The sequence below is a fragment of the Streptococcus sp. SP8 genome (assembly GCF_030440045.1).
Lineage (GTDB): Bacteria > Bacillota > Bacilli > Lactobacillales > Streptococcaceae > Streptococcus > Streptococcus parasanguinis_I.
In genome coordinates, this window is record NZ_JAQFJL010000007.1 from 19,396 (window position 1) to 31,485 (window position 12,090).

Annotated in this window: 7 protein-coding genes; 6 read left to right on the plus strand and 1 reads right to left on the minus strand. The window is 42.8% G+C overall.

Going from position 1 to position 12,090, the window contains the following annotated elements:
• The 6 genes from PCY11_RS06425 to PCY11_RS06450 all read left to right on the plus strand — a co-directional run bounded on the left by PCY11_RS06425 (position 1) and on the right by PCY11_RS06450 (position 11,109).
• Positions 1-1,416, plus strand: a complete 1,416-nt coding sequence (locus tag PCY11_RS06425; RefSeq protein ID WP_070846154.1) for a flippase — start codon at positions 1-3, stop codon at positions 1,414-1,416.
• A 10-nt stretch (positions 1,417-1,426) separates the two neighbouring features.
• On the plus strand, positions 1,427-2,527 hold the full coding sequence (gene glf / locus PCY11_RS06430; RefSeq protein WP_045760006.1) for a UDP-galactopyranose mutase: 1,101 nt from the start codon (positions 1,427-1,429) through the stop codon (positions 2,525-2,527).
• Positions 2,524-3,516: a stealth family protein gene (locus tag PCY11_RS06435; protein WP_070846129.1), complete on the plus strand. Its 993-nt coding sequence runs from the start codon at positions 2,524-2,526 to the stop codon at positions 3,514-3,516. The genes glf and PCY11_RS06435 overlap by 4 nt, the downstream gene beginning before the upstream one ends.
• A 10-nt stretch (positions 3,517-3,526) precedes the next feature.
• Complete coding sequence (locus PCY11_RS06440) at positions 3,527-4,579, plus strand: sugar transferase (protein ID WP_070846130.1); 1,053 nt, start codon at positions 3,527-3,529, stop codon at positions 4,577-4,579.
• Positions 4,580-4,723: 144 nt separating this feature from the next.
• A complete protein-coding gene (locus tag PCY11_RS06445) occupies positions 4,724-8,194 on the plus strand; it encodes a GBS Bsp-like repeat-containing protein (RefSeq protein WP_301362592.1) in 3,471 nt (1,156 codons plus the stop codon).
• Positions 8,195-8,337: 143 nt separating this feature from the next.
• Positions 8,338-11,109: a GBS Bsp-like repeat-containing protein gene (locus PCY11_RS06450; protein ID WP_301362593.1), complete on the plus strand. Its 2,772-nt coding sequence runs from the start codon at positions 8,338-8,340 to the stop codon at positions 11,107-11,109.
• Positions 11,110-11,135: 26 nt separating this feature from the next.
• Here the strand turns inward: PCY11_RS06450 and PCY11_RS06455 are convergent, their stop codons facing one another.
• Entirely contained in the window at positions 11,136-11,999 is an 864-nt protein-coding gene (locus PCY11_RS06455) for an RluA family pseudouridine synthase (protein ID WP_301362594.1), read from the minus strand.
• Between the last annotated feature and the right edge of the window lie 91 nt (positions 12,000-12,090).

A 12,090-nucleotide genomic window follows, 5' to 3' on the forward strand; every position in this document is an offset into this window, starting at 1 on the left:
ATGAAAGTTCTTAAAAATTACGCCTATAATCTCTCCTACCAGTTACTGGTGATTATCTTGCCGATTATCACCACCCCTTATGTGACGCGGGTCTTTAGTTCAAATGACTTGGGGACCTATGGCTATTTCAACTCCATTGTTACTTATTTTCTCCTTTTGGCGACGCTAGGAGTGGCCAATTATGGAACTAAGGAGATTTCAGGACACCGGAAAGATATTCAAAAGAATTTCTGGGGGATTTATACCCTTCAGTTGGGGGCTACGATTTTATCCCTTACCCTCTATGTTCTTTTATGTCTAACCCTTCCTTCTATGCAAAACCCTGTGGCCTATATCTTAGGACTCAGTTTGGTTTCAAAGGGACTCGATATTTCCTGGCTTTTTCAGGGATTAGAAGATTTTCGCAAGATTACGGTTCGGAATATCACGGTCAAACTGGTTGGAGTCATCTCCATCTTCTTGTTTGTCAAATCTGCCAATGATCTGTATCTCTACGTATTCTTGCTCACCATCTTTGAGCTCTTAGGTCAGCTCAGCATGTGGCTACCCGCTCGGGAGTTCATTGGGAAAGCCCATTTTGATATGGCTTATGCACGGGTACATTTAAAGCCGGTCATTCTGCTCTTTCTACCGCAGATCGCCATTTCCCTCTATGTCACCTTGGATCGGACCATGCTTGGGGCTCTCGCCTCTACAAAGGATGTGGGGATTTACGACCAAGCCTTAAAACTCGTCAATATTTTGTTGACCTTGGTGACCTCACTGGGCAGCGTCATGTTGCCTCGGGTATCGAGCCTCTTATCCTCAGGGGACCAAAAGGCTGTTAACAAGATGCACCAAATGTCCTTTTTGATTTATAATTTGGTCATTTTCCCGATTATTGCCGGTATGCTAATCGTCAATGATGATTTTGTTCAATTCTTCCTAGGGAAGGACTTCCAGGATGCGCGTTATGCCATTGCCATCATGATTTTTAGAATGTTCTTTATCGGATGGACCAATATCATGGGGATTCAAATTCTAATCCCTCACAATAAAAATAAAGAATTTATGATTTCGACTACTGTACCTGCCATTGTCAGTGTCGGATTGAATCTCATCTTCCTACCAAAACTGGGCTTTATTGGAGCTGCGATTGTGTCAGTGTTGACAGAAGCTTTGGTATGGGGGATTCAACTCTACTTCACACGAACTTATCTTAAAGAAGTGCCGATTATGGGCTCAATGATGAAGATTGTGTTCGCTTCAGGCCTCATGTATGGTCTTTTGCTACTAGTCAAGTTCATCGTCCACCTTTCGCCGACGCTGAATGTCGTTCTATATGCTGGCCTAGGTGGGATCATCTATGGAACCTTGATTTTACTCTTCAAGGTAGTGAATGTGAAAGAGTTGAAACAGCAATTAATAAAAAAATAGGGAGACAACTATGTACGATTATCTGATTGTTGGTGCTGGTCTATCGGGGGCAATTTTTGCTCATGAGGCAACCAAGCGTGGCAAAAAAGTAAAAGTGATTGATAAACGGGACCACATTGGTGGTAATATCTATTGTGAAGAAGTTGAAGGAATCAATGTTCATAAGTACGGTGCCCACATTTTCCATACCTCAAACAAAAAGGTTTGGGATTATGTCAACCAATTTGCTGAATTTAACAACTATATCAATTCACCGGTAGCTAATTACAAGGGCAGACTCTACAATCTTCCCTTCAACATGAATACCTTCTATGCCATGTGGGGGACAAAGACTCCTCAAGAAGTCAAAAACAAGATTGCGGAGCAAACGGCGGATATGAAAGATGTTGAGCCTAAGAACTTGGAAGAACAAGCGATCAAGTTGATTGGTCTGGACATCTATGAAAAGTTGATCAAGGGCTATACGGAGAAGCAATGGGGACGTTCTGCAACAGACCTGCCTCCTTTCATCATTAAGCGCCTCCCAGTGCGTTTGACCTTTGATAATAACTACTTTAACGACCGTTACCAAGGGATTCCAATTGGTGGTTATAATGTCATCATTGAAAACATGCTGGGTGATGTAGAAGTAGAGCTTGGCGTTGATTTCTTTGCTAATCGTGAAGAACTGGAAGCTTCAGCTGAAAAAATTGTCTTCACAGGGATGATCGACCAGTACTTTGACTACAAGCATGGAGAGTTGGAATATCGTAGCCTTCGATTCGAACACGAAGTTTTGGATGAGGAAAATCATCAAGGTAATGCTGTGGTCAACTACACCGAGCGTGAAATTCCATACACTCGGATCATCGAGCACAAGCACTTTGAGTATGGGACTCAACCGAAGACGGTGATTACCCGTGAATACCCAGCTGATTGGAAACGAGGCGATGAGCCCTACTATCCAATCAATGATGAAAAGAATAATGCGATGTTTGCCAAGTACCAAGAAGAAGCATCCAAAAATGACAAGGTCATCTTCTGTGGACGCCTAGCAGACTATAAATACTACGATATGCATGTGGTTATTGAGCGTGCTCTAGAAGTCGTTGAGAAAGAATTTATTAAATGACACAAGAAAAAATTGATATCGTGGTTCTTTGGGTCGACGGAAGTGATACTGAGTTTATCCGCGAGAAACAAGCCGTGACAGGTCAAATGTCAAAAATAGACCAAGAAATCGACGGAGAGCAACGTTATCGTGATTACGGTATTTTTAATTACTGGTTTCGAATGATTGAAAAGCATGCTCCTTGGGTGAATAATGTTTATCTAATTACCAACGGGCAAAAGCCTGACTGGTTAAATTTGGAGCATCCAAAACTTAAATTGGTCACTCATAAGGAATTTATGCCTAATGAATATCTACCTACCTATAATTCAGCGGCTATTGAGCTTAATCTTCATCGGATTGAAGGATTGTCGGAGAACTATTTGTATTTCAATGATGATATGTACTTGATTAGAGATAGTCAACCTTCAGATTTTTATAAAAATGGTCAACCCAAGCTTTTAGCAGTATACGATGCTTTAGTTCCATGGTCACCATTTACGAACACTTATCACAATAACGTTGAATTAATCTATCGGCATTTTCCTAATAAGAAGGCTTTGAAATCTTCGCCTTGGAAATTCTTTAATTTCCGTTATGGTTCCTTGGTTTTGAAAAACTTGTTACTCTTGCCTTGGGGTCCGACAGGATACGTGAACCAACATTTACCTGTTCCAATGAAGAAGAGTACTTTGGCACATTTGTGGGAAATTGAGGGAGCAACATTAGATAAAACGTCACGAAATAAAATTAGAGACTATGGAGTAGACGTCAATCAATACGTTTGTTCTAATTGGCAAATTGAAAGTAATCAGTTTTATCCTATGTCTAAAAATTTCGGAGAAACAATTGGTTTAAATCAAGTGGATAAGCTGGAATCTATCTTTACAGATAGACGTAAAAAACTGCTTTGTGTCAATGATGATGGGGACTTTAGGGAAGAAAACATCATTCATTTCAAGCAAATTTTAAATGAATATTATCCTAAAAAATCAACGTATGAAAAATGAGAAGTAAAAGATGAAATACTATTTAAAAGAAGAATTTTTACACGACAATAATGCTAAAAATGCGGGAAATAAAGCACGTAATGACGTTGAAGCCATTTTAAATAAATTAGGTTATTCTCCTTTGAAAGTTTTGGTGGATGACTGGTATCAAATGAATGTTCTTAGGGCACAAATTCATAAATATAGAGCTCTCTTTAGAGCTTTCAAAGACCTAAAGAAAAATGATGAGATCATAATTCAATTTCCTTTGTTACATCATTCTTTGTTTCTTAACCATTTACTAAAAAAACTTAAAAACAGGGGTACGGACGTCTATTTTTTAGTTCATGATTTGGAAACACTGCGTTTTGTGAATGATAAAACCTTACCATTTAGGATGAAGTTACGGATGAAACTAACTGAAAGTGATACGTTCCGTAGTGTTACAGGAATTATTGCTCACAACCCGGTTATGAAATCTGTCTTAGTGGATAAAGGGGTTGTAGAAGACAAGATTGTCAGCCTTGGTATTTTTGACTATTTGATTCCAGATTTTCAAGAAAAGAGTGGCCAAACAAAAGACCAGCCGATAATTGTGGCAGGTAATTTGGCCAAGGAAAAAGCTGGTTATCTTTATACTCTTCCAGAAGCACCGTCTTATAACCTTTATGGTGTTGGCTTTGATGAGAGTAGAGCGCTTGCAAATGAAACCTACTTTGGTTCCTTCCTACCGGATGAACTTCCTGCAGCCCTTGAGGGCGGTTTTGGTCTGGTCTGGGATGGAGATAGCGTTGAGACCTGTAGTGGCTTTTTTGGAGAATACCTCCGTTACAACAACTCCCACAAGGCGTCGCTTTATCTAGCATCGGGCTTCCCGCTTGTCGTGTGGAAACAGTCAGCCTTGTCTCATTTTGTGCTTGAGAAGGGCTGCGGGATTGCAGTAGAGTCTCTCCATGATTTGAAGGAGACAATCGACAATCTTTCAGATGCTGATTACCAAGACTTGGTGGACAATGCCAAGCGTGTTGGTCAGGAAATCCGAGATGGTCACTACTTAAAGACGGCGTTAAATCATTTAGCATAAGATCAAAAGAAGTCAGACGGACTTCTTTTTTAGTTTTTCAAAAAAATATCACTAATTTTAAAAATTCGCCGTATAAAACTTTTCATCGCTGAAACCGTGTGGTAAAATGATTAACGTATAAAATTTGTATAAAGGGAAGTTTATATGAAAAAGAAAGATCTTATTTTTTATGCCGGAGCGGCAGTCTTGATGGCTGTATCTGCTCAGGGAGTCAGTGCAGATGAGCTGGTTTCAAAAGAAGTCGCTACTACTGAAGGCAATCAAGTCCAAGCTGAAACAGCGCCAGAAGTAGCAACTACTGAAAAGTCAGTCGCACCAGTCGCAAGCAACTACACAGCACCAGCAAATGTGACCGAACCAGCTGTGGTACCTGTAAGCAAGACCACTGCTTCAGAAAGTGTGACCCCATCTGTAGAGAAGACTACGGAAGCATCGACTACTGAGAAAGAAGAAACTCCTCTTCCGTCTGATACAGGAAGGACGACCTTCTTTAACACAGGTGCTCACGCTCCTGCTGGTCGCTCGACGGATGTGGCCGTTCAACCAAAATCATTCGTTGATGTGAGTAGCCACAACGGAGATATTAGTATTGGCGACTACCGTACCCTAGCTAATAAGGGCGTGGGTGGTGTCGTTGTCAAATTGACAGAAGATACTTGGTACAAGAACCCGAATGCGGAGAACCAAATTCGCAATGCGCAAGCAGCTGGTCTGCAAGTATCGACCTACCACTTCTCTCGCTATACTTCTGAAGAAGCAGCGCGTGCAGAAGCACGGTTCTATATCGCAGCGGCGCAACGCTTGAATCTTCCAAAGAACACCCTCATGGTCAATGACTTTGAGGATGCCAAGATGCAGTCAAACATCAACCGCACCACCCAAGCTTGGGCTGACGAAATGCGTAAAAATGGCTACACCAACTTGATGTTCTACACCAGTGCCAGCTGGTTGGATGAAAACAATCTTCGCAAGAAAGGTCCAGTCAACACCGCTCAATTTGGCCTTCAGAATTTCTGGGTTGCGCAATATCCTTCTCCAAAACTGTCTGTAAACGATGCGAAAAGCTTGCGTTACAATGGGAAAGCTGGCGCTTGGCAGTTCACTTCTCAAGCGGAATTGCTTCCAGGAAAACACCTCTTTGACCACAGTGTGGACTATACAGGTCGCTTTACAGCGAACGCAAAACCCGCAGCTGACCCGACAGAAGGCAGCTTAAGTGGGAAAATTGACATTGTCAATAACGATACCATGGCGGGACGCTTTGACGTTGTCATCTCAAATGTTAAGGCGCCAAATGGAGTTCGAACAGTTTCTGTACCAATCTGGTCAGAAACAGGTGGTCAAGATGACCTTGTTTGGTACACAGCCAACCGTCAAGCAAATGGGACCTATACCGTCAATGTAAAAGCAGCGGACCATAAAAACTCAACCGGTCTTTACAATGTCCACCTTTACTATGTTCAAAACAATGGGCAATTGACAGGTGTTGGCGGAACCTCGACTCAAGTATTCATTAGTAAGGCACCTGAGCAGTTAAAACCTAAAGCAAGTTTTACTATTGAAAATAATAATGCTAAATCAGGGACTTTCGACGCTGTGATCACTAATATCACAGCACCACTAGGTGTTAAGGAAGTTTTAGTCCCATCATGGAGTCTAGAAAATGGACAAGATGATCTTATCTGGCACAAGGCAACTAAGCAAACTGATGGTAGCTATCGCGTAACGATTAAGGCAAGTGAGCATAAGGGCGATAAAGGAAACTATCGTGCCGATGCTTACATCGTCGACAACTCTAACAATCGTCATTATATTTCTGAAAAAGTAGTTTCGGTTGATTACGTTCGACCAAGTGGAGTTCTGACGATTGAAAACAATAACCCAGTAGCAGGTACCTTTGATGCGGTTGTTAGTAATATTGTTGCACCGACTGGTCTAAAAGAAGTTCTAGTTCCATCATGGAGTTTGGTTGGTGGCCAAGATGACCTCATTTGGCACAAGGCAACGCGTCAAGCAGATGGTTCTTATCGTGTGACTATCAAAGCAACGGATCATAAGGATTCAACTGGTAATTACCGTGCTGATGCCTACATTGTAGATGATTCCAACAATCGTCATTATATTTCTGAAAAAGTAGTTGACGTTCGTCAATCACGCCCAACTGCTTCATTAACGATCGAAAACAATAATGTTTCAACTGGTAGTTTTGATGCGGTTATTCGTAATGTGGTGGCACCGACTGGTGTAAAGGAAATCTTAGTTCCATCATGGAGCCTTGAAAACGGACAGGATGATCTTGTATGGCACAAGGCAAATCGTCAAGCAGATGGAAGTTATCGAGTGACTATTAAAGCGAGTGATCATAAAAACTCACTAGGGAATTATCGTGCAGACCTTTATGTCGTTGATAATGATAACAACCGTCATTATGTTACTGAAACAGTTGTAACCGTTAAGCATGATAAACCAACGGGAATCATTTCGGTTGTCAACAACAACAAGGATACAGGTACCTTTGATGTCATCATCAAGGATGTCTATAGCCCTAAAGGGGTGCAGACTGTGCAAGTTCCTACTTGGTCTGATAAGGATGGCCAAGACGATATTCGCTGGTATGAAGCAACACGCCAAGCGAACGGAGACTACAAGGTATCTGTAAAAGCGAGCGATCACAAGAACTCTACTGGTAAGTACCATGTTCACCTTTATTACATTCAAGATGATGGTTCTCGCGTAGGTGTTGGCACCGCGACTACAGATGTGGAATTCCGAAATGCCATGACCAAGACGCAAGCTGCTATCAAGAATGTCAATGCAACGAACGGGACTTATACAGTAGCTGTAGATCAAGCCCCTCAAGGTCGTCAGATTAAGAATATTCGTGTCGCAGCTTGGTCTAAAGCTCATCAAGAAAATCTTTACTGGTATTCCGCAACGCCGACAGGTATGCACACAGAGATCACTGTCTCTGCCAATAATCACGGTAATGAAGCGGGCAACTATACCACTCACGTCTATGTGGACTACAAAGATGGGGGAGTTGAAGGTTTTAACCTCGGTCAGACAGCCTTGACTCCACGAAATCAAAAGGTGAATCCACAAACAACCTATTATTCTCAACGTGATCCTCGTTGGGCTGGGAAATATTACGGTGTGAGCAATGTCGATCAGTCAGGTTGTGTGCCAACCTCTCTTGCCATGACCTTCACAGATATTCTTGGCAGAACTGTTTTGCCAACAACAGTGGCTGATTATCTCTACAACAATACTGATTCATTTAACAAAGGTGAAGCAGGAACAGATTCTGATGGGATTGTAGCTGCCACTCGTAACTGGGGCTTGAAGAGCCAATTGATTAATGGAGCTGGAAGCATTGCAGAAGCCCTCATGGCTGGCAAGCATGTACTTGCTGCGGTAGGCAATAGCCAATTTACTAGCGATCCTTATACCCATGAGTTGGTCTTGCATGGTTATGACAATGGAAGAACCTATGTACGCGATCCATATAATAGCGGCAACAACGGCTGGTACTCTATCAATTATCTTCACTCTATTAAGAGTAAGGATCCGATGGATAACAAGCTTGGAGCACCTTTCTTCTCTATTTTTGCATAAGCTGATCAGAAGGCCAAATTGGCCTTCTGTTTTCTTTAAAAACAGGATAAAATCTTCTAATGATATTGTTTCTTGATCCGGCGGTTTGTGCTATAATACTACTATGTGGGTACAATCCGTAAAAAAATTGTAAGGGAAGATACATGAAAAAGAAAGATCTTATTTTTTATGCTGGGACAGCCGTTTTGTTGGCTTTTTCGACACAACAAGTCAAAGCCGATGAGCAACATGCGTCCGATCAAACACCAGAAAAAACATCAGCTGTCGTTGCAACAACAACTTCATCAGAAGCTCAGAATACTGTAAGCGAAGGAGTGGGAGTTGAGAAAGGTATTCAGACAGAAAATGCTGTTGGAGTAGAGACAGCACCTAATACACCGACTCTTAGCAATAACCAGTCTTCTGACAAGGATACTAGCGACAAGGTTGTATCAGAGCATCCAGTACCTGCCGTGGTAGCTAGTCGTGCTCCCTACGGCGCACGGGCACGAGTGATAGAAGCAGAAGATAATAGTATACCAACAGAAAAAGTACAGAAACCGAGTGGTACTCTCTCAATTGAAAACAATGATCAAACTACCGGTGCATTTGATGCAGTTGTCAGCAATATCATATCCCCAGAAGGTGTGAAAGAGGTTTTGGTACCATCATGGAGTCTTGAAAATGGTCAAGATGATCTTATTTGGCATAAGGCTACTAAGCAAACTGATGGTAGCTATCGCGTAACGATTAAGGCGAGTGAGCATAAAGGGAATAAAGGAGACTACCGTGCCGATGCATACGTCGTTGATAACTCTGGTAAACGCCACTATATCGCTGAACAAGTAGTTTCGGTTGATTACGTTCGACCAAGTGGTGTTCTGACGATTGAAAACAATAACCCAGTAGCAGGCACCTTTGATGCGGTTGTTAGCAAAATTGTTGCACCGACTGGTCTAAAAGAGGTTTTAGTTCCATCATGGAGTTTGGTTGGTGGTCAAGATGACCTTATCTGGCACAAGGCAACTCTCCAAGCTGATGGCTCTTATCGTGTAACTATTAAAGCGAGCGATCATAAGAACGATAGTGGGAAATACAACGTTCATGTACATTTCATTGATGCCGATAATCATCGACGTTATGTGACAGAGGCAATTACAGAAGTTCATCAGGTCAAACCAAGTGGCACAGTAACGATTGAGAATAACAATACTGAGAAAGGTACTTTTGATGCCGTTATTCGCAATGTAGTCGCTCCAACTGGTTTGAAAGAAGTTTTAGTCCCTACTTGGTCTAACAAAAATGGTCAGGACGATTTGATTTGGCATAAGGCAGTGCGTCAAAGTGATGGCAGCTACCGTGCAACCATTAAAGCATCTGATCATAAGAATGACATAGGTGAATTTAATGTTCATATTTACTACGTAGATCAAAATAATCAAAAAGCCTACATCACAGAGACTACGACAGAAGTACGTGAAGTCAAACCAAGTGGCACTGTCACAATTGAGAACAACAATACTGTAACAGGCACCTTTGATGCCGTTATTCGTAATGTTGTAGCTCCAACTGGTTTGAAAGAAGTTCTGATCCCAACATGGTCAGATTCAAACGGGCCTGATGACCTGGTATGGCATAAAGCAGTCCTTCAAAGTGATGGCAGCTACCGTGCGACCATTAAAGCCTCAGATCATAAAAATGAGGATGGTAAGTACAATGTCCATGTTTATTACGTAGATCAAAATAATCAACGAAGCTATATTACAGAAACTACGACAGAAGTGCGTCAAGCCCGCCGTTCTGGTACGATCCTAATCCAAAACAACAACAAGGATACAGGTACCTTTGACGTCATCATTAAGGATGTCTACAATCCTAAAGGTGTGCGAACTGTGCAAGTCCCAACTTGGTCGGATAAGGACGGCCAAGACGATATCCGCTGGTATGAAGCAACTCGTCAAGCGAACGGAGACTACAAGGTATCTGTTAAAGCCAGCGATCACAAGAACTCTACTGGTAAGTACCATATCCACCTCTACTACATCCAAAATGATGGCTCTCGTGTGGGTGTTGGTACCACGACGACAGAAGTCGAATTCCGAAATGCTAAGACAAAGACACAAACAGGGATCAAGAATGTTAATTCTGGTGCTGGAACCTTTACGGTAACGGTGGATCAAGCGCCTCAGGGACGTCGGATTAAGAACATCCGTGTCGCTGCGTGGTCTCAAGCTCATCAGGAAAATCTCTTCTGGTATTCAACAGCACCTTCTGGTATGCACACAGAAGTGCAGGTCTCTGCAGCAAATCACCAGTACCAATCAGGTAACTATACCACCCACGTCTATGTGGACTATGTCGATGGTGGCGTTGAAGGCTTTAACCTGGGTCAAACAGCCCTTCATCCTCGTGCGACAGTAGATCAAACTGCTTTTAATCCTCGTGTAACGAATGGGCAACGGGACCGTGTCTTACGGGCAGCAGCTAGTCTAGTGGGCGTTCGTGGCGGCACTGCAGCTCACCATCAATTGGTCAATGATTACAACAGTGTCAAACCACTTCCAGTTGGTTATGCAGTGAAGACGACCGATGACTGGTGTGATATCTTTGTCACAACAGTCTTCCAGCGGGAAGGTTTGAGCGGTTTGATTGGTCGTGAATGTGGAGTCGAACGTCACATCCAGATCTTCAAACGCTTGGGCATCTGGAATGAAGATGGTACCACTACACCAAAAGCAGGGGACATCATCACCTTTAACTGGGATCAAAATAGCCAACAAAACAATGGCTTTGCGGATCACATCGGAATTGTCGAAAGCGTCTCAAACGGAATCATTCATACCATTGAAGGAAACTCCAACAACCAAGTCCGTCGCAATACCTACCGAATCGGACATGGCAATATCCGTGGATTTGCAACTCCTCGCTATCAATAAAAAAAAGAAGCCGCAGGCTTCTTTTCTTATTTTTTCAACCCTTCTTCGAAACTCTTGGAAGGGGCCTCGACTTGGATGGTTTCAAGGGTTAATGGATTGGTGAAGGTCAAGCGGTGAGCATGGAGCATGAGTCGCTCTCCGCGTGCAGGGTTATAGAGAGGATCCCCGACAATCGGGTGGCCATGATGGGAGAGATGAACCCGGATCTGATGGGTACGCCCCGTTTTGAGCTGGCATTTGACCAGGCTGTTTCGTCCGATTTTTTTCAGTTGCGTCACCTGAGTTTCTGCATACTGTCCCTTGCGTGGATCGACCAGGCGCTTGCGCCGATCGTGGCGATCGCGTCCGATTTTATCCTTGTAGACGATAGTTTTTTGTGCTAAGCTGCCTTGGATAAAGGCCCAGTACTCGCGTTGGATGTTTTTATCTTCTAAAATGCGGTTGAGAATGGGCAGGATAAAAGGATTTTTGGCAAATAAAATCGCTCCGCTGGTTTCCTTGTCTAAGCGGTGCACGACGTAGCAGGTAGATCCAACATAGCTGGAAACATGGTTGAGAAGAGCAATTTCTGTCGGCTCATTGGCATGGGTTTTCATACCTTCGGGCTTATTGACGATGATGACATGCTCATCCTGATAGAGTTCTTCGACCAGACTCGGGTCTCCGGCTGGGAGCTCTTTTTCAGGGTAATCGTCCGCGTCAAAGATCAGCTGGATCTGGTCTCCTTTTTGAACGGGGCTCTGCCAGTTGATGGTCTCGCCATTGACCAAGACGTGCTTCTTGACTCGTAAAAAATGCCGGATCTTACGGGGGATGAGGAAGTAGTCTTCAAGGAGCTCTTTCACAGTCATCTGGGGAAAGGATTGTGGAATGGTAAATTGATAGTTCATGACCCTATTGTAGCAAAATCTAAGCTTAAAGAAAACTAAATAAGAAATAGCGAGGAGCTATCTTTTCTTGCTAGGACAAGGATAAGGTGTT